The sequence below is a fragment of the Actinomadura sp. 21ATH genome, assembly GCF_041951345.1.
Lineage (GTDB): Bacteria > Actinomycetota > Actinomycetes > Streptosporangiales > Streptosporangiaceae > Spirillospora.
The window spans coordinates 54,000-80,581 of sequence record NZ_JBGNUR010000011.1; the positions used below are offsets into that span (position 1 = coordinate 54,000).

The window sequence follows — 26,582 nt, forward strand, 5'->3', positions numbered from 1 at the left end:
CGATGACGATCGACAACGCGATGCGCGGCGGGACCTGGCGGGAGCGCCGCCGGACCGTGATCGCGCTGATCATGGCCGTGGTGCTGATGGCGGTCGCGCTCGCGGCCGTCGCCGGCGGCCCGGCGGGCCGGCGGATCACGGCGTACTTCGCCGCCGCGGTCGGCGTGTACCCGGGCTCGGACGTGCGGATCCTCGGCGTCAAGGTCGGCACGATCGACGAGGTCACGCCGATCGGCACCCGGGTCCGGACGCGGCTGACGCTGGACGACGACACGCCGCTCCCGGCCGACCTCAAGGCCGTGGTGGTCGCGCCGAGCGTCGTCGCCGACCGCTACATCCAGCTGACGCCCGCGTACGCCGGCGGCCCCAAGTACGACACGTCCGTCCCGATCGACGTGAACCGCACGGCGACGCCGGTCGAGCTGGACCAGCTCTACGACAGCCTCAAGCGGATCACCGGCGACCTCGGCCCGAAGGGCGCCAACTCCAACGGCGCCCTCTCGCGCGCCCTGCAGGTCGGTGCCGACAACCTGAACGGCAACGGCGAGGCGTTCAACGACACGATCGCGCAGCTCGGCCAGGCCAGCCGGACGCTGGCGGGCAACAGCGGCGACCTGTTCGCCACGATCGCCAACCTGCAGAAGTTCACCACGATGATCAAGAACAACGACGCGCAGGTGCGGCAGGCCGAACGGCAGCTCGCGGACGTGACCGGCTTCCTGGCCGCCGACCGCGACGAGCTGGGCGCCGCGCTCCGCGAGCTGGCGATCGCGCTCGGGCAGGTCCGCACGTTCATCCGCGACAACCGGGCGCTGCTGAAGAAGGACGTCGACAAGCTCGCCTCCCTCACGCAGGTGCTCGTGAACCAGCGCGCCTCGCTCGCGGAGTCGTTCGACGTCCTGCCGCTGACCGCGACGAACTTCCTCAACGCCTACGATCCGGCCACCCGCACGCTGATGGGACGCGGCAACCTGAACGAGATCAGCATGGGCCCGATCAGCGGGGCGTCGGCGGCCGGATCGGCGCTGACCGCCCTGGGGCGCGGCACCGGGAGCGCCGTGTGCGCCTCGTCCGCCGAGATGACCGCGACCACGAAGGCGCTGTGCGAGAAGCAGCGGGCCGGGAGCATGACCCCCGTACCGGAGGGGGCCACCGGGATCCTGCCGCCGATGCCGCTGCCGGCCGTCGGCGACACGTACGGCAACCAGGGCGGCGACCAGGGCGGCAAGCCGCGCGGCGAGGGGGGCGGCCGATGAAGATCCGCGTGGCGGCGCTGGCCACCGCGAGCGCCGCGTTCCTCAGCGGCTGCGGCGGCGGGTTCACCGGCGTCCAGGACCTCCCGCTGCCCGGCGGCGCCGACCTCGGCGACGACCCGTACACGGTCACCGCCGAGTTCGCCAACGTGCTCGACCTCGTACCGCAGGCCGCGGTGAAGGTGAACGACGTCGCGGTCGGCCGGGTCTCCAAGGTGTCGCTGCCGCTCAACGGCTGGACGGCGCGCGTCACCCTGCTGGTCAACGGCAAGGTCAGGCTGCCCGCCAACGCGACCGCGCGGCTGGAGCAGTCCAGCCTGCTGGGCGAGAAGTACATCCAGCTCGCCGCGCCTCCGGCGGGCGCCAGCGGGACGCTCGCGGACGGCGCGACCATCCCCGTCGCCCGCACGAACCGCAACGTGGAAGTGGAGGAGGTCTTCGGCGCGCTGTCCCTGCTGCTGAACGGCGGCGGCCTCCCGCAGATGCGGACCATCGCCCGCGAGCTCAACAACGCGCTCAGCGGCAACGAGCCGGAGGTCAAGTCGGTCCTGAAGCGCATCAACGAGCTGACCGCGAGCCTCGACTCCAACAAGGGGAACATCGTGGCGGCGCTCGACGGGCTCAACCGGCTCTCCGCCACCCTCGCCACCCGCAAGCAGAAGCTCGGGACCGTGCTGAGCGACCTCAGCCCCGGCATGAAGGTCCTGGAGGAGCAGCGCGGCGCCCTCATCACCATGCTGCGGCAGTTCGAGGACCTGTCGGACGTCGCGGTGCGCACCATCAACGCCTCCAAGGACGACATGGTCGCCGACCTGCGCGCGCTCGCCCCCACCCTGAAGAAGCTCGCCGACGCGGGCGAGGACCTGCCCAAGTCGCTCGAAGTGCTGTTCACCTACCCGTTCACGGACGAGGTGATGAACGCAGTCAAGGGCGACTACCTGAACGTGTACCTGTCGGTGGCCGCGGTGCCCGGCACCAGGATCATCCCGTTGATCACGCCGGAGCCCGCCGCGGGCGCGAAGAAGAGGAAGACCGAGGTGCGCGACACCCCGACGCTGCCGCTGCCGCCGGTCGACACGCCCGAGGTCGTCCAGCCGCCGGTGGCGCCGGGCACGCCCTCCGGGTCCGGCACCCCGAGCCGGGGCCCGAGCGCCCCGCCGCCGTCCTCCGGCGGTGGCGGCGGGATCTTCCCCGAACTCCCGGGAGGCGGCGGCTGATGCTGACCCTCGCGACCAGGATCAGGACGCTGGCGTTCGTCGTCATCTCGGTGTCGGTGATCGCGTTCATCGGCGCCCGGTACGCCGACCTCGGCCGGCTCGTCGGGCTGCGCGGCTACTACGTCGCCAAGCTGGAGCTGGCCGAGACCGGCGGGCTGTTCCCCGGCTCCAACATCACCTACCGGGGCGTGTCGGTCGGCCGCGTCGGCGACCTGCACCTCACCGGCGACGGCGTCGTCGCCGACCTCAAGATCGACGACTCCGCGCCGCGGATCCCGGCGAACCTGCGCGCCGTCGTCGCCAACCTGTCGGCCGTCGGCGAGCAGTACGTGGACCTGCGCCCCGCCAACAGCGGCGCGCCGTACCTGCGCGACGGCGCCGTGATCCCGCGCTCCACCACCAGCACCCCGGCCCCCGTCACCGACCTGCTCAAGGCGGCCAACGACTTCACCCGCTCGGTCCCCACGACCGCGCTGCAGACCGTCGTGAACGAGTTCTATCTCGCGTTCAACGGCCAGGGCCCCAACCTCCAGGCGCTCATGGACGCGCAGAACGAGTTCATCCGCGCCGCCGACGCCAACATCGACCCCACCAGCACGCTCATCCGCGACGGCGAACTCGCCCTGCGCACCCAGAACCAGGAGGCCGCCGCGCTCAAGGCGTTCGCCTCCAACGCCCGGCTGCTGGCCGAGCAGCTGCGCACCTCCGACTCCGACCTGCGCAAGCTGATCGCCGTCGCGCCGCAGGCGTCCACCGAGCTGACCGGCCTGCTGCGCGACCTCGACCCCGGCCTCAGCGTCGTCATCGCGAACCTGCTCACCGTCTCCGACCTCGCCGTCACCCGCGTCGACGGCCTGGAAGAGCTCATGGTGCGCCTCCCCGGCGTCGTCGCCGCCGGCTCCACCATCGTCCAGGACGACGGCAAGCTCCGCTTCGGGATGGCGACCACGTTCTTCAACCCGCTGCCCTGCATGCGCGGGTACGGCGGCACCACGTACCGGAACGGCCTCAACACCACCGCCGCGCCGCCGCTCAACACCGGCGCCCGCTGCACGATGCCCGCCTCGTCCGGCGTGAACGTGCGCGGCTCGGCCAACGCCCCCAAGGGCGGCGTCCCCGTCCCCGCCCGCCCCGGCTCGCTGGGCGCCGCCGGCGCCGCCGATCTTCCCGGCGCGCTCGGCCTCCCCGGCGTCGACCCCCGCGAACCCGACATGGCCGACCTGCTCGGCCTGAGGGGAGAACGATGAAGCGCGTCCCGTACGTCCTCCTCGCCCTTTCCATCGCGTTCCTGGGCTGGTCCTGCTGGACGTTCTGGGACATGCGGCAGGGCGAGCCGCAGGACATGGCCCGCGACCGCGACCAGGCCGTCACCGCCGCGAAGAACCAGCTCGCGGCCCTCAACACGATGGACGCCAAGCGCGTCGACCAGGGCCTCCAGAGCTGGCTGGACTCCTCCACCGGCCCCCTGCACGACGAGCTGAAGCGGACCCGGCCCGAGAGCAGGCAGAAGATCCAGAAGGCCGCCACCACCGCGAACGGGAAGGTCGTCGACGCCGCCCTGACCGCGCTCGACCGGCGCTCCGGCTCCGCCCGGATCATCGCCACCGTACGGATCGAGGTGACCCGGCCCGGCGCGGCCCCGACCGTGGAACGCAAGCGCTACGACGCCGCGCTGGCCCGTACCGCGGCCGGCTGGAAGCTCAAGTCCCTGACCGCGCTCCCGGCCAACGCCCGGTGAGGGAGGATCCCGTGACCACCGAGACCGTCGACGCCGAGGTCGAGACGCCGCCCGCCGGGAAGAAGCGGATCCCGCGCCACCGGCTGGTCCTGGCCGCCGCCCTGATCGTCGCGCTCGCCGCCGGGGGCGTCCTGGCCTTCACCGAGAAGCAGCGCGGCGCGTCCCCGTCCGCCAACCGCGCCCTGGTCGACGCTGAGGCGACCGCCAAGGTGGTCGGGGACGTCAGCAACGCGCTGGTCAAGGTGCTCTCGTACCAGCACGGCGACGTCGCCGCCACCGAGAAGGCCGCCGCGCAACTCCTGGAGGGCAAGGCCGCCGGCCAGTACCGCGCCCTGTACGGCCAGGTGAAGGCGCAGGCCCCGGCGCAGCGCCTCACCCTGACCACCCGCGTCGTCCGCGCCGGCGTCACCCGCCTGTCCGGCGACACCGCCCACCTCCTGGTCTTCCTCGACCAGGTGAGCACCCGCAACGGCAAACCGGCCGGCGGCACCGCCGCCGCCCAGCTCGCGATCACCGCCCGCCTCCGCGACGGCCAGTGGCGCATCACCGAGATCCGGTCGAGCTGACGACGACATGAGGTGACCCACGTGAGCAAGACCGACACCAAGAAGGCCCCCGAGGCCGAGGAGCCGGACCTGGACCGGTCCGGCCCCCAGGAACCGCCCGCCGAGGAGCCGGCGGGCGAGAAGTCGGCGGAGAACGAAGCCGAGAAGCCGGGGGACGAGGACGACAAGGAAGAGGAGCCGGCGGGCGAGGACGGCGAGAAGGAAGAGAACGGCAAGAAGGACGCCGGCAACGAAGAAGGCGGCAACGAAGAGGGCGGCAACGAAGAGGGCGGCAACGAAGAGGGCGGCAACGAAGAGGGCGGCAACGAAGAGGGCGGCACGGAGGAGGCGGCCGGAAAGCCGTCGCCGCCGGCGGCTCCGCCGGACGGGAAGCGGAAGGCGGCGATGGTCCTGGCGGTCGTCGCGGCCGTGTGCGCCGCCTGGTTCGGGTGGTCGTGGTACGCGGCGGCGCACGACGAATCCCTCGGCTTCTCGCGCGAGCGCGACGAGGTGCTGCGGGCGGGCGAGCAGGCCGTGCAGAACCTCAACACCCTCGACCACCGCTCCCTCGACCGGGACCTGAAGCTGTGGCAGGACTCCTCGACCAGCGAGCTGTACCAGGAGATCGTCCAGGGGCGGCCGCAGTTCGAGAAGGCCGTGCAGCAGGCCAAGACGATCACCTCGGCGAAGGTCCTGGACGCGGCCGTGACCGAGCTCGACCGGCACGCGGGCAAGGCGAGCGTGATCGTCGGACTCCAGATCACGGTGACGCCGCCCAAGGGCGAGCCGGCCGTCAAGAAGACCCGGCTGATGGGGCAGCTCACCCGTACCGCCACCGGATGGAAGCTCAGCGCCCTGTCCCAGGCCCCGGTCGGGGGTACCGGGTGAACCGGGTGAAGCGGGTGAAAGGACTCTCTGTGAAGAAGCTCGGCGCCCTCTGGCGGCACCCCCGTGTCCCGCTCGTCCTGGCCGTCGTGACCGTCCTGCTGGGCGGCCTGGCCGCCTGGTCGGCCCGCGAGGCGCACACGCTCAGGAGCGGCTCGACGGCCGAGAACGTCGCGCTGACCGACAACGCCCGTTCGAGCGAGCTCAAGGGCGAGGTCCAGGACATCGTCAACACGGTCTTCTCGTACAACTACACCGATGTCGCCAAGACCGAGCGCGCCGCGCAGACACTGCTGACCGGGAAGGCCGTCCAGCAGTACAACGAGATGATCGCCGTGGTGCGGAAGCAGGCGCCCGAGCAGAAGCTGGTCCTCACCACCACGGTCACCGACAGCGGCGTGCGCATGCTGTCCGGCGACCGCGCGCGCCTGCTCGTCTTCGCCGACCAGCGGAGCACCCGCACCGACAAGAATCAGACCGCCTACTCGGCCGCGATGTTCTCGGTGGGCGCCGTCCACCGGAACGACCGCTGGCAGATCGAGAACATCGACACGTTCATGAAGTAGGAGGACGGCCGCCGAGGTTATCCACAATCACGGCATCCCCTTATGAGGAGGTCACCCGCCCGGCGACAGTCGATGACATGACGGAGACCACCCACCGGACCCCGCTGCGGATCCGGTCCATCCCCGACGCCATCGCCGCCGTTCCCTACCTGCTGGGCTTCCACCCGGCCGACAGCATGCTCGTGATCGGCTTCGGCGGCCGGCACCACACCTGCGCCGTCCGCGTGGACTTACCGCCCCTCGACGACCCGGCCGCGCACGCCCGTACCGCCGAGCACGCCGCCACCGTCCTCGGCGGCGGAGGCTTCCGCCGTGCCCTCGTCCTCGGGTACGGCGCCCGCGGCCGCGTCGAGCCGGCCTTCGCCGCCATCCGCGACACCCTGCCCCTGGAGATCGTCGACGCCGCCCGGGTCACCGGCGGCCGCTGGTGGTCGCTCGTCTGCGACGTCCCCGGCTGCTGCCCGCCCGGCGGCACCCCGTACGACATCTCCTCCAGCCTCGTCGCGGCCGAGGCCACCCTCGCCGGAAGGGTCGCCCTGCCCGGCCGGTCCGACCTGGAGGAGACGGTCGCGCCCCACCAGGGCCCCGCCCGCGACTCCATGCGCCGCGCGACCCGGCGAGCTGAGCGGCGCGCCCGTACCAGGGATCTCGCGGCCCTCCGCGACGAGGCCCTGACCCTCCTCGCCCGCCTCCGCAGCACGCCGTCCCCCGACCACCACGACCTCGCGTGGCTGAGCGTCCTGCTCACCGACCTCCGCATCCGCGACGAGGCGTTCGTCCGCATCGACCTCGACGACCCGTCCGCCGACATCGCCTTCTGGCGCACCGTCCTCCGCCACGTCGAGGAGCCGTACGCCTCCGCCCCGGCCTGCCTCCTGGCCCGCGCCGCGTACGCCGCGGGCGACGGCGGCCTCGCCAACGTGGCCCTCGACCGCGCCGCCCCCGACTACTCGATGGCGACCCTCCTCCAGGCCGTCATCGCCGCCGGCATCCCACCCGACGACCCGCGCCTGCGCATGACCCCAGAAGAACTCTCCACCATCCACACCACCCAGGAAGACGACCCCTGACCCGCAGTACGTGCCCGTGGTCAGCGGGTCCGATCCCCGCGCGGCCATGCCCGCCCATGGGTGTCGGCTCCGTCGAGGCTGCGGACGCGCACCTCACCGCCACGCTCGGCGTTCCCCGACGGCAGCGGGCGTGCCGGGCGTCGGTGTGCCAGTGGCGGCTGAAGGTCTCCCATGTCTGCTCGTGCAGGGGCGCCATGTGCGGCGTGGCCCCGGCGTTCAGGACGAGCAGGCCGGGACGGTGTTCGCGGAGTACGTCCCGCGCGAGCGTCTCGTCGGCGGCGTCGGCGGCGAGTGGCGTGAAGCCCTCGCCGAGCTCGCCGCGTATGGCGCGCAGGTCGTGCTCGCTGCGGGCGATCCCGACGACGCCGGTGCCCGCGGCGGCGAGCGCGGCGGCGATGGCGCGCCCGAAGCCGCGGCCGGCTCCGGTGACGACGGCGGTCTGGAACGATCCGGACATCGAGTTCTCCGAAGTGCTGGAGGGGTTCGGTCCGTATCAAGACCGGCCGCACGGACGGAAACCGTCGCCGGCCGCCGAAATCAGACGGTGATGTAGATCACATGCTTGGGACGGGCCGCACGCGGGCGGGGCCGGACGGTCTCCGACCGGCCCCGCGCGGGGCCGGTCAGTCCACGAGGAGGACGACCTTGCCGCGGCCGTGGCCGGTGGCCACCTCGCGGTGGGCGTCGGCGGCGCGGGCGAGGGGGTAGGCGTTGCGGACGTGCAGCCGGAGGCGGCCCTCCTCGTAGTGGCGGGCCGCCTCGGCGAGGCGGGCCGCGGAGCGCTTGAACGGGGTGGTGCGGACGCCGAGTTCGGCGGCGCGCTCGTGCTCGACGAGGGTGATGATGCGGTCGCGGTCCTTGACCAGTTCGAGCGAGACCATGAGGGCGTCGCCGCCGGCGCCGTCGAGGGCGGCGTCGACGCCGCCGGGCGCCGCCTCGCGGACGCGGCCGGCCAGGCCCTCGCCGTACGCGACCGGGATCGCGCCGAGGGAGCGCAGGTAGTCGTGGTTGGCCTCGCTCGCGGTGCCGATGACGGTCGCGCCGGCGATGCGGGCGAGCTGGACGGCGACCGTGCCCGTGCCGCCGGCCGCCGCGTGGATCAGGACGGTGTCGCCCGGCCCGACGGCCATCTCCTCCAGGGCGATGTGCGGGGTCATCACGGCGGCCGGGAAGCCGCCCGCGATCTCCCACGGCATGCTCGCCGGCTTGGGGGTGACCTGGTCGGCGGGGACGACGGCGTACTCGGCGTACGCGGTGAGGCGGGTGAAGCCGACCACCTCGGTCCCCACCTGGAGGCGGACGCCGTCGCCGGCCTGGTCGACCACGCCCGCGAACTCGTTGCCCGGGATGCGGGGGTAGCCCTCCGGAGTGCCGGGCGGTGTCCAGCCCTCGCGGATCGCCAGGTCGTACGGCTGCACGCCGGCGGCCTTGACCCGGACCCGGACCTGGCCCGGCCCGGCCTGCGGGTCCGGGACGTCCATCAGCCGCAGGACCTCGGGCCCGCCCGGTGCGGTGAACGCGGCAGCCTTCATGATTCGGTTCCCTTCGTCGATGACACCGGGAACGCTAGGACCTCAAGTTTGGTCGAGGTCAACTCCGAAGATCGCGAAGGCGGGCGCCGGGCGACGCGGGTGCGGGTGGCCGGTAGCGGACGCCGGGATCAGGACCGGACGGCCTCGCCGGGGGAGCCGGGGTCGATCCGGCGGTCGCGGTTGCGCTCGTTCCAGGCGCGCATGCGCGGCGGGTAGCCGACGATCTGGACGTCGTAGACCGGCATGCCGAGGTCGCGGGCGACCTTGCCGATGACCTGGGGCGCGCCGACGCGGCGGCGGGTCCACTCGCCGTCGTGGGCGACGGCGACCGCGGTGGTGTCGGTGGCGAACGTCTCGGGCTCGACGTAGAACTCCACGCCCTGGCGGCTGCGCGCGAAGGCGATCAGCGCCTTGATGTCGTCGTCGGTGGCCTCCCGGTCGAGCCTGGTCACCGTGGAACCCCGGTTTTTGCGTATCCCGAATCGGTCCCGGAACCTCATCCGGCCTGTCCCGTCGTCTGGTGCCGCTCCGGAACGGCTCCGGAGACACTGGGCGCGTATGACAATAACGACTGTCCGGTGGAATGGGGTTCCCGATTTCACGGCAATTCGCCGGGCCGCCGGGAGGCGCGGGCTCTACACTGTCCGATCGGACTGATCATCGGGGAGCCCGTTAGGGAGTTTCATGACGCGCGGTGCCATCGTGACGCGGAAGTGGGCGGCGGTGGCTGCGGGGGCCGCCGTCTGCGGCTGGCTGAGCACGCTGGCGCCGGCGCCGGGCGCCGTGGCGGCGGGCCCGGCCGAGCGCCCCCCGGCGCGGGCGGTCGCGGCCGCGAAGCCCCAGCCCAGGCCGACCCCGACCCCGACACCGAAGCCGAAGCCGCCGCCGGTCGACTGCCGGAAGGCCAAGTGCGTCGCGCTGACCTTCGACGACGGCCCGATGAGCGGTACGTCGAGGCTGCTCGACCTGCTGGCCCGCAACAAGGTGCGGGCCACGTTCTTCCTGGTCGGCGGGAACGTCGAGGAGTATCCGGAGCTGGTGCGGCGGGAGGCCGCCGAGGGCCACGAGCTGGCCAACCACAGCTACTCGCACGCCGATCTCGGCCGGTCGTCGCAGGCCGAGGTCACCTCGGAGCTGGTACGGACCCAGCGCGCGATCCAGCGGGTCGCCGGGGTGACGCCGGTGCTGATGAGGCCGCCGTACGGCTCGACGGACAAGCAGGTCGCGGCCATCACGAAGCGGCTGGGGCTGGCCCAGGTGCTGTGGACGGTCGACCCGCTCGACTGGCGGGTCCGCGACAGCGCGCGGGTGGAGCGCAAGGTCGTCGGCGGCACGCGCAACGGCACGATCGTGCTGCTGCACGACATCCACGCGACGACGGTCGACGCGGTACCGATGATCATCAAGCGGCTGGCGGCCAAGGGGTACGTGTTCGTGACCGTTTCCGAGCTGTACGGCGAGCCGCTGTCGCCCGGGAAGAAATACGTCGAGTTCACGCCGCCGAAGCCGCCGGAGCCCTCTCCGAGCCCTTCCGCCGCCACGAGTCCGCCCGCCACCGCGAGTCCTTCCGCCGCGCCTTCGGATCGTCCTTCGGAGGGGTCGGGATCTCAGGGTTGATCCGGGGGTTTCCCGGATGGCGGCGGATCCGCGGATGCGCGAGCATTGACGCATGAATAGCGGATATGCGGCGCCGGAACTGCGGGTTTCCGACGCGGAGCGCGAGTCTGTCGTGGAACGGCTGCAGGAGGCGTACGCGGAGGGCCGCCTGGAGCATTCCGAGTTCGACATGCGGATGCATCTGGCGATGACGTCCAAGACGCGCGGGGACCTCGACGCGGTGACGCGCGATCTGGGGGCCGGGCCGGCCGGGCTCGCGAAGCCGGGCGCGCCGGTCACGGGGGAGGACCGGGTGCTGGCGGCGCTCGCGCACGGGCTGGGGGTGCCGACGCTGTTCGTCGGGCCGCTGGTGCTGATGCTGACGAGCGGGAAGCGGTCGGCGTACGTGCGGCGGCACGCGGCCGAGGCGGTCAACTTCCAGCTGACGCTGCTGCTGGTGACGATCGTGACGTTCGGGCTGGGCGCCGTCGTGTACGCGGTCGCCTGGGCCGTGGCGGCGGTCGCGGCCGTGGTGGGGCTGACCGGGGAGCCGTTCCGGTACCCCTGGATCCTGCGCCTGGTGAAGTGATCGGTCCCGTGCGGGGACGGGGATCGGCAGGTGTCGCGGGGGTGGTTCGGGGGAAGCGTTAGAGCGGGCCGGAGGGAGGAGGGGCGTGTCCGCCATGCCCGGGCTGGGGCTTTATTCCCTTACGTCCCTGTGATCACCCTCTCGCCCTAAATATGTGGAACATACATGCGATCCTCGATTTACTGTGGGGCCGGGAGGGTGTGATGACGGAGCTTCTGGTCAAGGGCGATCACGAGCGGGCCGTGGAGGCGCTGCGCAGGTCGTACGAGTCGATCCCGGAGGGCGCGCCGGTACGGCTGGCCAAGCGCACCTCCAACCTGTTCCGCTGGCGGGACCCCTCGGCCGCGCCGGGGCTCGACGTGTCCGGGTTCGACCACGTGCTGAACGTGGACCCCGAGGCCCGCACCGCCGAGGTGCAGGGCATGACCACCTATGAGGACCTGGTCGACGCGACGCTGCCGCACGGGCTGATGCCGACGGTCGTCCCGCAGCTGAAGACGATCACGCTCGGCGGGGCCGTGACCGGGCTCGGGATCGAGTCCACCTCGTTCCGGCTCGGCCTGCCGCACGAGGCCGTGCTGGAGATGGACGTCCTCACCGGGGACGGGCGCATCGTCACCGCCACCCCCGACAACGAGCACAAGGACCTCTTCTACGGGTTCCCCAACTCCTACGGCACGCTCGGCTACGCGCTCCGACTGAAGATCCGGCTGGTGCCGGTGAAGCCGTACGTGCGGCTCCGCCACCTGCGCTTCAACGACGCGGGCGCGCTCGCCGAGGCGATGGCAGAGATCACCGAGACCGGCGTGTACGAGGGCGACACCGTCGACTTCCTGGACGGCACCGTCTTCAGCGGCCGCGAGCAGTACATCACCATCGGGATGTTCGACGACGAGGCGCCGTACACCTCCGACTACACCGGCCAGGAGATCTACTACCGGTCGATCCAGCGGCGGTCGACCGACTTCCTGACGGTGCGCGACTACATCTGGCGCTGGGACACCGACTGGTTCTGGTGCTCCGGCGCGTTCGGCGTGCAGAACCCGGTCGTGCGGCGGCTGTGGCCGGACAAGGCCAAGCGGTCCGACGTCTACCGGAAGCTGGTCGCCTACGACCGGCGCTACCAGCTGGTCGCGCGGGTCGACCGGTGGCGCGGGCAGCGGCCCCGCGAGGACGTCATCCAGGACATCGAGGTGCCGGTCGAGCGGCTGCCGGAGTTCCTGGACTTCTTCCACGACAAGGTGGGGATGAGCCCCATCTGGCTGTGCCCGCTGCGCGCCCGCGAGCGCTGGCCGCTCTACCCGCTCGAGCCCGGCCGCACGTACGTGAACGCCGGCTTCTGGGGCACGGTGCGGATCCCGCCGGGGCAGATCCCCGAATACCACAACCGGCTCATCGAGCGCCGGGTCGCGGCCCTTGACGGGCACAAGTCTCTCTATTCGACTGCTTTTTACAGCCGTGACGAGTTCTGGCGGTACTACGACGGGGAGACCTACCGGCGGCTCAAGGAGTCGTACGACCCCGGCACCAGGCTGCTGGACCTCTACGACAAGTGCGTGCGCGGACGCTGATCGTCCGCGGATCGGGGGAGCCCCCGGCGGGGCCGCGTCACCACCTGGCCCCGTCGGGGCCGCGTGATGACGCCATGCCCCCTGTCCCGGGGGCGGAAAGACAGGAGGAATCACCATGACGCTGGCCAAGGTCTTCGAGGAACTCGTCGGGCCTGAGGCGCCAGTGGAGTTCGCGGCGTACGACGGGTCTCGGGCGGGGGTCTCCGGCGCCGGCATCCGGGTCGACGTGCGGTCACCGTACGCGGTCTCCCACCTGGTGCACGCGCCGGGCTCGCTGGGCCTGGCGCGCGCGTACGTCAGCGGCCATCTCGACGTCGACGGCGACATGTACGAGACGCTCGCGACGATGCGGCACCTGTTCGACGAGGTGACCCCGGCCGACAAGCTGCGGCTGCTGGGGGCCGTCGCGCGCGACCCGCTGCTGCGCGCCGCCGTCAGCCGCCGGCTCGACCCGCCGCCGCAGGAGGCCCCCTTCAGCCGGGTGCCGTCCTGGCTGCGGCACTCCAAGCGGCGCGACGCCAAGGCCATCTCCCACCACTACGACGTTTCCAACACCTTCTACGAGTGGGTCCTGGGCCCGTCCATGGCGTACACCTGCGCCTGCTACCCGGAGGACGGCGCCACCCTTGAGGAGGCGCAGTACTTCAAGCACGACCTGGTCGCCAAGAAGCTGGGCCTCGAGCCGGGCATGCGGCTGCTGGACGTCGGCTGCGGCTGGGGCGGCATGGTGATGCACGCCGCCAAGGAGTACGGCGTCAAGGCGCTGGGCGTGACGCTGTCCAAGCAGCAGGCCGAGTGGGCGCAGAAGGCGATCGCCGACCGCGGGCTCTCCGAGCTGGCCGAGGTGCGGCACCTGGACTACCGGGACGTGGCCGAGACCGGTTTCGACGCGGTCAGCTCCATCGGCCTCACCGAGCACATCGGCAAGAACAACCTGCCGGCGTACTTCTCGTTCCTGCACGGGAAGCTGAAGCCGGGCGGCCGGATGCTCAACCACACCATCACCCGCCCCGACAACCTGGCGCCCTCGATGAAGCCGGGCGGTTTCATCAACCGGTACGTGTTCCCGGACGGCGAGCTGGAGGGCCCCGGCTACATCCAGATGCAGATGAACGACGCCGGGTTCGAGATCCGCCACCAGGAGAACCTGCGCGAGCACTACGCGCGGACGCTGGCCGGCTGGTGCCGCAACCTGGAGGACCACTGGGACGAGGCCGTGAAGGAGGTCGGCGAGGGCACCGCCAGGGTGTGGCGGGTCTACATGGCCGGCTGCCGGCTGGGCTTCGAGGTCAACTGGATCCAGCTGCACCAGACGCTCGGCGTGAAGCTGGACGGGGAGGGCGCGTCGCACATGCCGCTCCGCCCGACCTGGGCGTCCTGACGCCGGACCGCCGTCGCGAGGGCCTCGCTCCCGGTGGGCGGGGCCTTTCGCGTGCATGACGGCGCCCCGCGTGCATAATGACGCCTTCCGGGCGAAAGGGCGAACATGGGCGAGCAGCGGCACGGCATCGAGCGCGGCACGGTCAAGGCGAACGGGCTGGAGTTCGGGTATCTGGCGGCGGGACCGGAGGGCGGGCCGCTGGCCCTGTGCCTGCACGGGTTCCCGGACTCGGCGCACACCTGGCGGCACCTGCTGCCGGAGCTGGCCGCCGCGGGCCACCGGGCGGTGGCGCCGTTCATGCGCGGGTACGCGCCGACGTCGGTGCCGGGAGACGAGGCGTACCAGACGGGCGCGCTGGCCGCGGACGCCGTGGCGCTGCACGAGGCGCTGGGCGGCGGCCCCGACGCGGTCCTCATCGGGCACGACTGGGGCGCGTTCGCGGCGTACGGCGCGGCGGCGCTCGCGCCGGACCGGTGGCGGAAGGCGGTCGCGCTGGCGGTGCCGCCGCTGGACGCGATGCTGGGCACGTTCTTCTCGTACGACCAGCTCAAGCGGTCGTTCTACATCTTCCTGTTCCAGACGGCGCTGGCCGAGGTGGCGCTGAACGAGGCGTTCGTGGACGGCCTGTGGCGCGACTGGTCGCCCGGGTACGCGGCGGACGCGCGGGCCGAGGACGTCGCGCACGTGATGGACTGCCTGGCCGCGCCGGAGAACGTGGCGGCGGCGATCGGCTACTACCGGGCGATGCTGGACCCGTCCAGGCTCGTCGCGCGGTACGCGTCGCAGCAGGAGGCGGCGGGCCGGAAGGGCGAGCGGCCGATCCTGTACCTGCACGGCGCGGACGACGGCTGCCTGGGCGCCGACGCCGTCATGCCGGGCGGCGACGTGTCGGGGGTGCTGGCGCGGCTGCCCGAGGGGTCGCGGGCCGAGCCGGTCGCGGGGGCGGGGCACTTCCTCCAGCTGGAGCGGCCGGGAGAGGTCAACGCGAAGATCCTGGAATGGCTCAGCTCATGACATATACATATATGTGAGGTACGCCACTCGATCGGAGCATCGCTCGCTCTCCGCCGCTTGACTCTGACAGGGTGCATGTAAACCGAATCGCGTTCTAGCTGGCGGGCGGGTGAAGACAGGGATGCTCAAGGTCGAGGACATCAACCTGACGGACTGGGACTTCTGGCGGCAGCCGCACGAGTTCCGGCACGAGGCGTTCAAGGCGCTGCGGTGGGCGCCGAGCCTGCGGCGCTTCGAGGAGCCCGACGTGGTGATCGTGCCGCGCGGGCCCGGCTACTACGCGCTGACCCGGCACGCCGACGTCGTGGAGGCGTCCCGGCGGCCGCAGGACTTCTGCTCGGGCAAGGGCGCCATCGCGATCCCGGACATGCCCGGCGACATGCACGAGTTCTTCGGCTCGATGATCAGCATGGACGACCCGCGGCACGCCAAGATCCGCCGGATCGTGTCGCGGGCGTTCTCGCCGCGCATGATCCAGCGGTTCGAGGACCAGGTGGACGCGGTCGCCGAGCAGCTCGCCGAGTCGGTCGCGGCCGGCGAGGGCACCGGCGACTTCGTCGCGGACATCGCCGCCCGGCTGCCACTCAAGATCATCTGCGATCTGATGGGCATCGGCGAGGAGCACTACAAGACCGTCCTGGACGCCACCAACGTCATCCTGGCCGGCAACGACCCCGAGTTCGTCGACAACTCCGACGCCGAGGCGATGGCGCTCGGCCTGCTCACCGCCGGCCAGACGCTCAAGGACCTGGTCGAGGAGCTGGGCCGCAAGCGCCGCGCCGAGCCGACCGGCGACCTCACCTCCGCGCTGGTGAACGCCAACATCGACGGCGAGTCGCTGACCGACCAGGAGCTCGGCTCGTTCTTCATCCTGCTGGTGGTCGCCGGCAACGAGACCACCCGCAACGCCATCGCGCACGGCCTCGACCTGTTCACCCGCCACCCCGAGCAGCGGGCGCTGCTGGTGGAGGACTTCGAGGGCCGGATCGCGGGCGCGGTCGAGGAGATCGTCCGGTACGTCTCGCCGGTCATCTGGATGCGCCGCACCGCCACCCGCGACACCACGCTGAACGACCACGAGATCAAGGAGGGCGACAAGCTCGTCCTCTACTACTGGTCGGCCAACCGCGACGAGACCGTGTTCACCGACCCCGACAGGTTCGACATCCTGCGGGACAACAAGGACCACGTCGGCTTCGGCGGGCCCGGCCCGCACTTCTGCCTCGGCGCGCACCTGGCCCGGCGCGAGATCACCACGATGTTCCGGACGCTGCTGCGGCGCTTCCCGGAGATCCGCGCGGCGGGCGAGCCGGACCGGCTGGAGTCCAACTTCATCAACGGGATCAAGCGCCTGCCGTACACGGTCTGACCTCACCACCGGCCGCACCGCGGGCCGGGACCGGACCGCGGGCCGACATCCGGGTGAACAACGGATGTCGGCTCGCGCGCACCCCGGGACCGCGCCCGCGGCCCGGTCTAGCGTGGACCCGCTGGAGCGTCGCCGTGACGCGCTGACCGGGGGTGCCCTGTGACCGATCCTGTGCTGGAGCCCGCGCTCGCCGAGGCGGAGCGGGAGCGGGACGAGCGCGAGCGGCAGATCGAGCACCTGCGGGGGGCGCTGTCCGACATGGCGCGGCGGCTCGGCGACGCCGACCGCGACCGGGCCGTCCAGGCGCACCGGGCCGACCGCGCCGAATGGCGGGCCGAGAGGATGCGGCGGCGCCGCTGGTGGCGCCTCGGCGACGCCGTGTCTGCACTGCGCCGCCGCCCGCTGTCGCCCGCCTCGTACGGGGCGCTACGGGCCGCCCTGCGCGCCCGCCCCGCGCCGGCCCCGCCCCCGGACGAGCCGCGCCCGCCCCGGCGCCCCGAGGTCCGGGTGGCCGACACCGAACTCCTCGGCGACGTGCCGCCGCTCGACCTCCCCGACGGGCCGGTCGCCCGCCCCGGCGTGACCGCCGCCGTCGTGGCGAGCCCGCCGATCGCGGCGGCGCTGCGGTACGAGTGGCGCCAGCTCGACGTGCCGCCCGGCCGGGGCTGGCGCGCGCTCTTCGAGGCCGAGCTCCCCGACCTCCTCTTCGTCGAGCCCGGCGGCCGCGGCGACCTGCCGCTGGAGGAGATCGCCGGATGGTGCCGCGAGCACGGCGTCCCCACCGCGTACTGGGACACCGGCGACGGCACCCTGGAGGAGGCGCGGCACTTCGACCACGTCTTCGCCACCGGCGACCGCCCGTACGCCGGCGCGGTCGGAGGCGTCCACGAGCTGCCGTACGCGGCCCAGCCCCGCATCCACAACCCGATGAGGGGACCGGACCAGGGCCGCTACCCCCTCCTCTACGAAGGGCACTACGACCCCGCGGCGGAGGTGCTCCTCGGCCCCGCCCCCAAGCTCGGCGCCCACTTCCACGGAACGGGCTTCCCCCACCTCTACCGGCAGCGGGTCGTGCCGGAGCTCCCGTACGAGCAGGCCCTGGCCGCCCGCAAGCGCTACCAGGTGATCATCGCGCCGCACCCGCGGCTGGCGTACGAGGCCGCCGCGGCCGGGATCCCGACCGTCGAGCCCGCCGCGGTGGAGGACGCCGCGGACGCGACCCGGCTGCTCAGGGCGCTGCTGGCGGGACCGGAGATGCGCGACCGGCAGGCCCATCTGGCGCTGCGCGACGTCCACGCCGCCCACACGTACCGGCACCGCGTCGGCACCGTCCTCGAAACGGTGCTCGGAACGCGCGACGACACCCCGCCCCCCTCGGTGTCATTGGTGCTGCCGACGTGCCGGGCGGAGCAGATCGGCCCGGCGATCGAGCGCGCGGCGCGGCAGGTGTGGCGGCCGCTGCAGCTGGTCATCGTCCTGCACGGCGTGCCGGTCGACCCCACGCTGGTGGAGAAGCGGGCCCGGGACGCGGGCCTCGACGACGTCGTGGTGATCGAGGCGGACGCGGCGCTGCCGCTCGGCGCCTGCCTCAACCTGGGCGTCGAGGCCGCCGGCGGCGCGTACATCGGCAAGATGGACGACGACGAGCTGTACGGCCCGCACTACGTCGCCGACCTGCTGCCCGCCTTCGGCTACACCGACGCGGCCGTCGTCGGGAAGCTCGCCCACTACACCCACCTCGCCTCGATCGACGCGATGGTGCTGCGCCACCCCGGCCAGGAGCACCGCTACGTGAACGTGCTGCGCGGCGGCGCGCTGCTGGCCGAGGGCGGCCTGCTCCGCGAGTACCGCTTCGCCGAGGTCGGCAGGGGCGAGGACACCGACCTGTTCCGGCGGCTGCGCGCGGACGGCGTGCTGGTGTACGCGGCCGACCGCTACTCGTTCGTCACGATCCGGCACGCCGACCCCGAGCGGCACACCTGGCGCCCCAGCGACCTGGAACTGCTCGCCGACGGCCGGGTCCTGCACTACGGGCTGGCCGAGCGGCACGTCCTGTTCTGAACGTTCAGAACAGGACGCGCCGCCCGGCCGCCGCCCCTAGTACGGGCTAGCGCAGCTCGCGCTTGAGGATCTTGCCGGTGGCGGTCATCGGCAGCTCGTCGCGGAACTCCACGATCCGCGGGTACTTGTACGAGGCGAACTGCTCCTTGCCCCACGCGACCAGCTCGTCCTCGGTGACCGTGGCGTCCGGGTTCCGGATCACGTACGCCTTGATCTCCTCGCCGTGGCTGTCGTGCGGCACGCCCACCACGGCGGCCAGCGAGACGTCCGGATGGGTCATCAGGACCTCCTCCAGCTCCCGCGGGTACACGTTGAAGCCGCCCCGGATGATCATGTCCTTGGAGCGGTCGATGATGTAGTAGAAGCCGTCCTCGTCGCGGCGCGCGATGTCGCCGGTGCGGAACCAGCCGTCCCGGATCGCCTCGGCGGTGGCCTCCGGGCGGCCGTAGTAGCCCTTCATGATGCAGTGGCCGCGCACCGCGATCTCGCCCGGGCCCTCGCCCTCGACCGTCTTCCAGTCCTCGTCGATCAGCTTCATGTCCACGCCCCAGATCGGCGTGCCGATCGAGCCCGGCTTGGTCGGCCGGTCGGGCTGGTTGAACGAGGCGACCGGCGACGTCTCCGACAGGCCGTACCCCTCCAGGACCTTGACCCCGAACTTCTTCTCGAAGCCGTTCAGGACCTCCAGCGGCAGCGAGGCGCCGCCCGAGGTGCAGGCGGTCAGGCTGGCCGCGACCTCCTCGGCCGGCACCGTGCCCTGGTCGGACAGCAGCGCCCAGTACATCGTCGGGACGCCGGAGAACAGCGTCACCTTCTCCTTGGCCATCAGCCTCAGCGCCTCGGCCGGCTCGAACCGGGCCTGGAGGACGAGCGTCGCGCGGCGGCGGAAGCCGACGTTCATCACGCAGGACTGGCCGAACGCGTGGAAGAGCGGCAGCACGACCAGCGCCACGTCGTGCTCCTGCTTCTCGAACATCGTGTCCGAGACGAACGCGTTCATGAGCATGTTCGAGTGCGACAGCTCGGCGCCCTTGGGCTGGCCGGTGGTGCCGCTGGTGTAGAGGATCACCGCGGTGTCGTCGGCGCCGGTGGGCGCGGCGTCGAACGTCCCCGGCTGCGCGCCGATCGTCGGCCAGAACAGCTCGGCGTCCTCGTACGGCGACTCGGCGGCGGCCGGGTCGGTCGTCATCAGGATCAGGTGCTCGCAGCTCTCGACCTGCTGGAACCCGGCGTGGCCGGCCTCGCCCAGCGGCAGTTCGGGGGTGCCCTCGAAGACGAACAGCGCCTTGGAGTCGGAGTCCTCCAGGTGGTAGGCGATCTCGCGCGGCTTGAGCAGCACGTTGAGCGGGACGACGGCGGCGCCGGCCTTGAGGATGCCGAAGTACACCATCGGGAAGTACGGGACGTTCGGGCACGAGAGCGCGACCTTGTCCCCGGAGCCGATCCCGCGGGAGCGCAGGAGATTGGCCACCTGGTTGGCGATCATGTCGATCACCGCGTACGACAGCCGCATGTCACCGAAGACGACGGCGTCCCGGTCGGGGGACCTGCGGGCCGCGTCCTCCAGCAGAACGGAGAGGTTGAGCATGGCACTCCTCGCGCGGGGCTTGGGGCATAAGCCGGTTGTTACTGACGAGTGTACGAACCGTTTCCGCACATCCTGCTGCATAACGAACGGGCGGCGCGAGCCCTCACACGCACTTTGACGTGGGATTCCGCGTTCGGAGGGACCGGGGTGGCGGGCGGGAGGCGGATCGACACGGTGCGTGCTCACACCGGCCACGGTGGGCCCGCACAGCGCTGGGGCACCGTCCGGAAGCGGCCGCCGCCACCCGTCCCGTGCGGATGATCGGCTCGCCCAGCGGACCCCTTGCCACTGCGCTAGTCTTGTTGTATGCGGACCCGGCTGCTTCTCAGCCGGCCGCGCCGGCCCTAGGCAGGGCGGCGCGGCTACCCCTCGTCGCACGAGGGGTCCTTTCATGTCAGGGCATCGCCACGGGACCGCGCCCCGTACGAGACAGGACCAGTGGAGTAGCGACCGTGAGCAGCGACGACACCTTCCGCGAAGCACCGGCGGGAGGGGGCCCGGGTGACGGGTACGACCCTCGGGCCGTCCAAAACAAGTGGCAGGCCCGGTGGGCGGAGCTCGACCCGTTCAAGGCCGCCGGCGGGGACGACCCCCGCGAGAGTCGCTATGCGCTCGACATGTTCCCGTACCCGTCCGGGGACCTCCACATGGGGCACGCGGAGGCGTTCGCCATCGGCGACGTCGTGGCGCGCTACTGGTTCCAGAAGGGCTACAACGTCCTGCACCCCATCGGGTGGGACTCCTTCGGCCTGCCCGCCGAGAACGCCGCCATCAAGCGCGACTCGCACCCGGCCGAGTGGACGTACGCCAACATCGACACCCAGGCGGCCTCGTTCCAGCGGTACGCGCCCTCGTTCGACTGGTCCCGGCGGCTGCACACCAGCGACCCCGAGTACTACAAGTGGACGCAGTGGCTGTTCCTGCGCTTCTACGAGCGCGGGCTGGCCTACCGCAAGGGCGGCCAGGTCAACTGGTGCCCCAACGACCAGACCGTGCTGGCCAACGAGCAGGTCGTCGGCGGCCACTGCGAGCGCTGCGGCGCGCTGGTCGAGCGCCGGGTGCTGACCCAGTGGTACTTCAAGATCACCGAGTACGCCGACCGGCTGCTGGACGACATGGCCGCGCTGGAGGGCAAGTGGCCCGAGCGCGTCCTGCTCATGCAGCGCAACTGGATCGGCCGCTCCACCGGCGCCGACGTCGACTTCGTGATCGAGGGCCGCGACGAGCCGGTCACCGTCTACACCACGCGCCCCGACACCCTGTACGGCGCGACGTTCATGGTCGTCGCCGCCGACGCTCCGCTGGCCGACGAGATCTGCGCGCCCGAGCAGCGCGCCGCGTTCGAGTCGTACCGCGCGGAGGTCTCCCGCGAGTCGGAGATCGAGCGGCTGTCCACCGAGCGCGAGAAGACCGGCGTGTTCCTGGGCCGGTACGCGGTCAACCCGGTCAACGGCGAGCGGATCCCCGTCTGGGCCTCCGACTACGTCCTCGCCGAGTACGGGCATGGCGCGATCATGGCCGTGCCGGCGCACGACCAGCGGGACCTGGACTTCGCGCTGAAGTTCGGGCTGCCCGTCCGCGTCGTCGTCGAGACCGGCGAGACCGACCCGGCCGCCAGCGGCGTCGCCACCGCCGGCGACGGCCGGATCGTCAACTCCGGCCCGATCGACGGGCTGGCCAAGGCCGACGCGATCGAGCGGATCACCGAGATCCTGGCCGGCAAGGGCCTGGGCAAGGCCGCCGTCAACTTCCGGCTGCGCGACTGGCTGGTGTCCCGGCAGCGCTTCTGGGGCTGCCCGATCCCGATCGTGCACTGCGACGCCTGCGGCGAGGTCCCCGTACCGGACGACCAGCTGCCCGTCCGGCTGCCCGACGACATGCGCGGCGCCGACCTGGCCCCCAAGGGCACCTCGCCGCTGGCGTCCAACGCCGCCTGGGTCGACACCGAGTGCCCCAAGTGCGGCGGCGCCGCCAAGCGCGACACCGACACCATGGACACCTTCGTCGACTCGTCCTGGTACTACTTCCGCTACTGCTCGCCCGGCTACACCGACGGCCCGTTCGACGTCGAGCAGGTCCGCCGCTGGATGCCCGTCGACCAGTACACGGGCGGCGTCGAGCACGCGATCCTGCACCTGCTGTACAGCCGGTTCTTCACCAAGGTCCTGTACGACATGGGCATGGTGGACTTCACCGAGCCGTTCACCCGGCTGCTCAACCAGGGCCAGGTCATCCTGAACGGCAAGGCGATGTCGAAGTCGCTGGGCAACATGGTCGACCTGGGCGCCCAGATCGACGAGTTCGGCGTCGACGTCGTCCGGCTGGCGATGCTGTTCTCCGGCCCGCCCGAGGACGACATCGACTGGGCGGACGTCTCGCCGCACGGCATGTCGAAGTTCCTGAGCCGCGTCCACCGCATCGCCACCGAGGTCGCCGCGCCCGTCGGCGCCGACCCGGCCACCGGCTCGACCGACCTGCGGCGCGCCACCCACCACGCGATCCAGGAGGCCACCGGCCTGGTCGAGGTCCGCCGCTTCAACGTGGCGATCTCGCGGATCATGGAGCTGGTGAACGCCACCCGCAAGGCCATCGACGGCGCCGCGGGCGCCGCCGACCCGGCCGTCCGGGAGGCCGCCGAGGCGATCACGATCATGCTGTCGCTGTTCGCGCCGTACACCGCCGACGAGACGTGGGAGATCCTGGGCCACGGCGCCCCGGTCGCCACCGCCGGCTGGCCCGCGGCCGACCCGGCGCTGCTGGTCCAGGAGTCGGTCACCTGCGTCGTCCAGGTCGCCGGTAAGGTCCGGGACCGCCTGGAGGTCTCGCCCGGCATCGACCCGGCCGAGCTGGAGCGGCTGGCGCTGGAGTCCGACAAGATCAAGGAAGCGCTGGCCGGCCGCGACGTCCGCAAGGTCATCGTCCGCGCACCCAAGATCGTGAACATCGTTCCGGCCTGACGGGACGGCTTCGCGCGCACCGCTCCGGCGCTTCCGGAACACCTCCGGGGACGCCGGAGCGGCGGCGAGGCGGCGGAGCGCGGGGCCGCGCGGTCCGGGGGTTCGTGGGGGACCCGCGCGGCCGGGCAGGCCCCGAAGAGAGCAAGAGAGAGTCTGGAAGAGCTGTGGGCGGCCTCAGGGCCGCGGAGTCTCAGCGGCCCTGAGCGGGAGCGCTGAGAGGGTCGGCCGGGGCCGCCGTCGCGGGGGCGGTGGCGGTGGGAGCGGCCGGGAGCGCGAGCATGACCGCCCGGGGACGAGGCGTACGCGGTGTACACGGCGTACGCGGCGTCCCCGGGCGGGCACGACAGATCACACGTAGTGCACGGGGGTCAGTCCGACGCGGGGGTCACATGCGGGAGTCACATGAGTGCGTCACATCTTGCGCAGGACCGCCACCACGCGGCCGAGGACGGATGCCTCGTCGCCCGGGATCGGCTCGTAGGCGGGGTTCTGCGGCATCAGCCAGATGTGCCCGTCGCGGCGCTTGAAGGTCTTCACCGTCGCCTCGCCGTCGATCATGGCGGCGACGATGTCGCCCTGCTCGGCGACCGGCTGCTGGCGGACCACGACCCAGTCGCCGTCGGCGATGGCGGCCTCGATCATCGAGTCACCGGTCACCTTCAGCAGGAAGTGGGTGCCCTCGCCGACCAGCTGCTTGGGCAGCGTGAAGACGTCCTCGACGGCCTCCTCGGCCAGGATCGGCCCACCGGCGGCGATGCGGCCGACCAGGGGGACGTAGGCGGGCGCCGGGCGGGTGGCGGTCTCGGCGGCCGTGCCGGGGGCCTCGAAGGGCTCGTCGTCGGTGCGGACCGGGGTGGTGCCGGGGACCCGGACCTCGACGGCGCGGGGGCGGTTGGGGTCGCGCCGGAGGTAGCCCTTGCGCTGGAGGGCGCGCAGCTGGTGCGAGACGCTGGAGGTGCTGGTCAGGCCGACCGCCTCGCCGATCTCGCGCATCGACGGCGGGTAGCCGCGACGCTGGACCGAGTCCCGGATGACCTCCAGCACCATGCGCTGCCGCTGGGTGAGACCGCTCTCGTCCCCAGGGCCGTCGGGCAGCTCCCGGACCTTGCTCATCGCTCGTCGCCTCCCCGGCGCTGGATCCGTCACTCCTTGTCATGGCACGCTATCGCGTCCGGACCCGATGATCAAACAATTGTTCGAAGAATGTCCTCGCGTTTCGCCCCTCGATTGATGTACAACATCGTACAGGCGTTCGATCGAAAATGCATTCGAACGCGGGGGAGTGCACGGCTGACCGCAGGAGGGCCGAGATGGCGGGGTCGCCCGAGGGGACGCGCGACAGGACCGATGCCCCGATGAACACCCCGAAGAGGCGAGCGGGACACGCAGTACAGGCAGGACGCGCAGTACAGGCAGGACACTCGGTGCAGGCAGGACACGCAGCGCATGCGAGACACCCAGTCCATGCGGGATACCCAGTCCATGCAGGATGCGACGTACATGCAGGACACGACGTGCATGCAGGACACGACGTGCATGCGGGGCATGACGTGGAGCGGGCCGCCGAACCGCCGCCGCTGCGGCTGACCAGGCGCGGCCGCGGTGTGCTGGTCGGGACCGTGGCGACCGGGCTGCTGGTGACGTTCTGGCTGACCGCGGGGCTGGGCGCCAGCGCCGGCGACGGGACCGAGCGGCCCGCGCAGCGCATGTCCGACGAGGCCGACAGGGGCGGCCAGGGCGACCGGGCACGGACCGTGGTCGTCGAGCCCGGCGAGACGCTCTGGGAGATCGCCTCCCGGGACGATCCGGACGGCGACCCGCGGGTCACGGTGCGCCGCATCATCGACCTGAACGGGCTCGCCGGCACGTTCATCCAGCCGGGCCAGGAGCTGCGCATGCCGGCCCGCTAGATCTTTCGGCGCGGCGTGTAGAGAACGCCGCGCCGGCTCCGACCCCTCCGTGAGCGGCGCCCGCAGGGGGCGCCCGAGTGAGGGGACGTCATGGAGCCGCACACCCGTACAGACGGTCCAGACAGCACAGGCAGCACAGGCAGCACGGACGGCACGGACGGCACAGGCGGCGCGCAGCGCAAGGCCGGCCGGCGTGAATGGGCGGGGCTCGCCGTCCTCGTCCTGATCGCGCTGATGGTCTCGATCGATGTGTTCGTCCTGCTGCTGGCGCTGCCGCACCTGAGCGCGGACCTGGGCGCCACCGCCACCCAGCAGCTGTGGATCATGGACGTCTACGGCTTCCTGCTGTCCGGCTTCCTGATCACGATGGGCGGGCTGGGTGACCGGATCGGCCGCCGCCGGCTGCTGCTGGTCGGGGCCGCCGCGTTCGGCGCCGCCTCGGTGGCGGCCGCGTACGCGCCGAGCCCCGAGCTGCTGATCGCGGCGCGGGCGCTGCTGGGCGTGGCCGGGGCCACGCTGGCGCCCTCGACGCTGTCGCTGATCGGCACGATGTTCCGCGACCCGCGGCAGCGGTCGCTGGCGATCGGCGTGTGGCTGGTCGGCGTCATGGGCGGCGCCGCGCTCGGGCCGGTCGTGGGCGGCCTGCTGATCGGCCACTTCTGGTGGGGGTCGGCCTTCCTGCTCGGCGTGCCCGCGGCCGTCCTGCTGCTGGTGCTCGGCCCGCTGCTGCTGCCCGAGTACCGGGCGCCCGGCGCGGGCCGGATCGACCTGGCCAGCGTGGCGCTGTCGCTCGCGGCCGTCCTGCCGGTCGTGTACGGCGTCAAGGAGCTGGCCCACGACCCGGGCGCGGTGCCCGTCGCGGTGCTGGCGGCCGGGCTGGCGGCCGGCGCGCTCTTCGTCCGGCGGCAGCGGCGGCTCGCCGACCCGCTGATCGACCTGCGGCTGTTCCGCAACCGGGAGTTCGGCACCGCGCTCGGCGGCTCGCTGGCGGTGACGCTGCTGGCCGGCGCGATCATGATGTTCCTGACCCAGCACCTCCAGCTGGTGCAGGGCCTGTCCCCGCAGGCGGCCGCGCTGTGGATGCTGCCCGCGCTCGGCGCCAACATGCTGGGCTTCCAGCTCTCCCCGCTGCTGGCCCGGCGGATCCGGCCGGCGCGGCTCATCGCGGGCGGCCTGGCCGTGTCGGTCTGCGGCCTGCTGGTGCTGACGCGGGTGGGCACGGACCAGGGCCCGGGCCTGCTGATCACCGGCTGGGGCCTGATCGGGTTCGGGTCGGGCCCGCTGGTCACGCTGGCGACCGACCTGGTGGTCGGCTCCGTACCGCAGGAGCGGGCCGGGTCGGCGGCGGCCATGAACGAGACCAGCGGCGAGTTCGGCTTCGCGCTCGGCATCGCCCTCCTCGGCAGCGCCGGGACGTTCCTCTACCGCTCCCGGATCGACGCGCCCGGCGCGGCGGGGGAGAGCCTGGCGGGCGCCGTGGCGGAGGCCGGTACCCTTCCGTCCCCCGCGGGTGAGGCGCTGCTGGAGGCGGCACGCGGGGCCTTCACCAGCGGGCTGAACGCGGTCGCCTTCGGGAGCGCCGTGCTGCTGGCCGCGATGGCCGTGCTGATCGCCGTGATGCTGCGCGGGGTGCCGCCGATCGGCGCCGAGCGCGAGCCCGAGCCCGGGACCGAGGCTGAGGCCGGCGAGCGTCCCGAAGCCGTCCCCGCCGACGCCCGCTGACCGGGCCTGAACGAGAGA

Annotated in this window: 23 protein-coding genes; 18 read left to right on the plus strand and 5 right to left on the minus strand. The window is 72.3% G+C overall.

Translation table 11 applies throughout. The annotated features are described in order from the left end of the window. Window positions 1-2: 2 nt before the first annotated feature. The 8 genes from ACA361_RS27710 to ACA361_RS27745 all read left to right on the plus strand — a co-directional run bounded on the left by ACA361_RS27710 (window position 3) and on the right by ACA361_RS27745 (window position 7,274). Window positions 3-1,256 carry an MCE family protein gene (locus ACA361_RS27710; RefSeq protein WP_375016578.1) on the plus strand — a complete coding sequence of 418 codons (1,254 nt, stop codon included), beginning with the start codon at window positions 3-5 and terminating at the stop codon, window positions 1,254-1,256. Next, window positions 1,253-2,470, plus strand: coding sequence for an MCE family protein (locus ACA361_RS27715; RefSeq protein WP_375016580.1), 1,218 nt, complete (start codon window positions 1,253-1,255; stop codon window positions 2,468-2,470). Before ACA361_RS27710 ends, ACA361_RS27715 begins: the two co-directional genes overlap by 4 nt. Beyond that, window positions 2,470-3,717: an MCE family protein gene (locus tag ACA361_RS27720; RefSeq protein ID WP_375016582.1), complete on the plus strand. Its 1,248-nt coding sequence runs from the start codon at window positions 2,470-2,472 to the stop codon at window positions 3,715-3,717. Before ACA361_RS27715 ends, ACA361_RS27720 begins: the two co-directional genes overlap by 1 nt. Further along, on the plus strand, window positions 3,714-4,208 hold the full coding sequence (locus ACA361_RS27725; RefSeq protein ID WP_375016584.1) for a hypothetical protein: 495 nt from the start codon (window positions 3,714-3,716) through the stop codon (window positions 4,206-4,208). Before ACA361_RS27720 ends, ACA361_RS27725 begins: the two co-directional genes overlap by 4 nt. Before the next feature lie 11 nt (window positions 4,209-4,219). Then, window positions 4,220-4,774, plus strand: a complete 555-nt coding sequence (locus ACA361_RS27730) for a hypothetical protein (RefSeq protein ID WP_375016587.1) — start codon at window positions 4,220-4,222, stop codon at window positions 4,772-4,774. Between the two features lie 21 nt (window positions 4,775-4,795). Further along, window positions 4,796-5,641 carry a hypothetical protein gene (locus ACA361_RS27735; RefSeq protein WP_375016588.1) on the plus strand — a complete coding sequence of 282 codons (846 nt, stop codon included), beginning with the start codon at window positions 4,796-4,798 and terminating at the stop codon, window positions 5,639-5,641. 29 nt (window positions 5,642-5,670) lie between these two features. Next, window positions 5,671-6,204, plus strand: coding sequence for a hypothetical protein (locus tag ACA361_RS27740; RefSeq protein ID WP_375016590.1), 534 nt, complete (start codon window positions 5,671-5,673; stop codon window positions 6,202-6,204). A gap of 77 nt (window positions 6,205-6,281) precedes the next feature. Beyond that, a complete protein-coding gene (locus ACA361_RS27745) occupies window positions 6,282-7,274 on the plus strand; it encodes a DUF4192 domain-containing protein (protein WP_375016592.1) in 993 nt (330 codons plus the stop codon). Here the strand turns inward: ACA361_RS27745 and ACA361_RS27750 are convergent. The 3 genes from ACA361_RS27750 to ACA361_RS27760 form a co-directional block, all read right to left on the minus strand. Next, on the minus strand, window positions 7,180-7,731 hold the full coding sequence (locus ACA361_RS27750) for an SDR family NAD(P)-dependent oxidoreductase (RefSeq protein WP_375016594.1): 552 nt from the start codon (window positions 7,729-7,731) through the stop codon (window positions 7,180-7,182). The two genes, ACA361_RS27745 and ACA361_RS27750, sit on opposite strands and share 95 nt — an antisense overlap. Before the next feature lie 166 nt (window positions 7,732-7,897). After that, the gene (locus ACA361_RS27755; protein WP_375016596.1) at window positions 7,898-8,806 is read right to left on the minus strand and encodes an NADP-dependent oxidoreductase; all 909 of its coding nucleotides are present in this window, start codon (window positions 8,804-8,806) and stop codon (window positions 7,898-7,900) included. Between the two features lie 128 nt (window positions 8,807-8,934). Further along, window positions 8,935-9,306: a hypothetical protein gene (locus tag ACA361_RS27760; RefSeq protein ID WP_375016598.1), complete on the minus strand. Its 372-nt coding sequence runs from the start codon at window positions 9,304-9,306 to the stop codon at window positions 8,935-8,937. Window positions 9,307-9,490: 184 nt separating this feature from the next. Here ACA361_RS27760 and ACA361_RS27765 point away from each other — a divergent pair, with 184 nt between their 5' ends. From ACA361_RS27765 to ACA361_RS27795, 7 genes are all read left to right on the plus strand, one after another. Beyond that, window positions 9,491-10,423, plus strand: a complete 933-nt coding sequence (locus tag ACA361_RS27765; protein ID WP_375016599.1) for a polysaccharide deacetylase family protein — start codon at window positions 9,491-9,493, stop codon at window positions 10,421-10,423. A 52-nt stretch (window positions 10,424-10,475) separates the two neighbouring features. Further along, the gene (locus ACA361_RS27770; protein ID WP_375016601.1) at window positions 10,476-10,991 is read left to right on the plus strand and encodes a DUF1707 and DUF4870 domain-containing protein; all 516 of its coding nucleotides are present in this window, start codon (window positions 10,476-10,478) and stop codon (window positions 10,989-10,991) included. A gap of 203 nt (window positions 10,992-11,194) precedes the next feature. Beyond that, window positions 11,195-12,562 carry an FAD-binding oxidoreductase gene (locus ACA361_RS27775; protein ID WP_375016603.1) on the plus strand — a complete coding sequence of 456 codons (1,368 nt, stop codon included), beginning with the start codon at window positions 11,195-11,197 and terminating at the stop codon, window positions 12,560-12,562. A 115-nt stretch (window positions 12,563-12,677) separates the two neighbouring features. Continuing rightward, entirely contained in the window at window positions 12,678-13,943 is a 1,266-nt protein-coding gene (locus tag ACA361_RS27780) for a class I SAM-dependent methyltransferase (protein ID WP_375016605.1), read from the plus strand. A gap of 105 nt (window positions 13,944-14,048) precedes the next feature. After that, window positions 14,049-14,957, plus strand: a complete 909-nt coding sequence (locus tag ACA361_RS27785) for an alpha/beta fold hydrolase (RefSeq protein ID WP_375016607.1) — start codon at window positions 14,049-14,051, stop codon at window positions 14,955-14,957. 121 nt (window positions 14,958-15,078) lie between these two features. Then, entirely contained in the window at window positions 15,079-16,326 is a 1,248-nt protein-coding gene (locus ACA361_RS27790; RefSeq protein ID WP_375016609.1) for a cytochrome P450, read from the plus strand. A 159-nt stretch (window positions 16,327-16,485) separates the two neighbouring features. Continuing rightward, the gene (locus ACA361_RS27795; RefSeq protein ID WP_375016611.1) at window positions 16,486-18,387 is read left to right on the plus strand and encodes a glycosyltransferase; all 1,902 of its coding nucleotides are present in this window, start codon (window positions 16,486-16,488) and stop codon (window positions 18,385-18,387) included. A 46-nt stretch (window positions 18,388-18,433) separates the two neighbouring features. Here ACA361_RS27795 and ACA361_RS27800 read toward each other — a convergent pair whose 3' ends face one another. Then, window positions 18,434-19,975 (minus strand): long-chain fatty acid--CoA ligase, encoded by a 1,542-nt coding sequence (locus ACA361_RS27800; RefSeq protein WP_375016613.1) that lies wholly within the window; start codon window positions 19,973-19,975, stop codon window positions 18,434-18,436. Between the two features lie 452 nt (window positions 19,976-20,427). Here ACA361_RS27800 and leuS point away from each other — a divergent pair, with 452 nt between their 5' ends. Continuing rightward, entirely contained in the window at window positions 20,428-22,932 is a 2,505-nt protein-coding gene (gene leuS / locus ACA361_RS27805) for a leucine--tRNA ligase (protein ID WP_375016615.1), read from the plus strand. Window positions 22,933-23,343: 411 nt separating this feature from the next. Here leuS and lexA read toward each other — a convergent pair whose 3' ends face one another. After that, window positions 23,344-24,045 (minus strand): transcriptional repressor LexA, encoded by a 702-nt coding sequence (lexA, locus tag ACA361_RS27810; RefSeq protein ID WP_375016617.1) that lies wholly within the window; start codon window positions 24,043-24,045, stop codon window positions 23,344-23,346. Window positions 24,046-24,464: 419 nt separating this feature from the next. Here lexA and ACA361_RS27815 point away from each other — a divergent pair, with 419 nt between their 5' ends. Beyond that, window positions 24,465-24,842, plus strand: a complete 378-nt coding sequence (locus ACA361_RS27815; protein ID WP_375016619.1) for a LysM peptidoglycan-binding domain-containing protein — start codon at window positions 24,465-24,467, stop codon at window positions 24,840-24,842. Between the two features lie 90 nt (window positions 24,843-24,932). Next, window positions 24,933-26,564, plus strand: coding sequence for an MFS transporter (locus ACA361_RS27820; RefSeq protein WP_375016621.1), 1,632 nt, complete (start codon window positions 24,933-24,935; stop codon window positions 26,562-26,564). Window positions 26,565-26,582 lie beyond the last annotated feature (18 nt).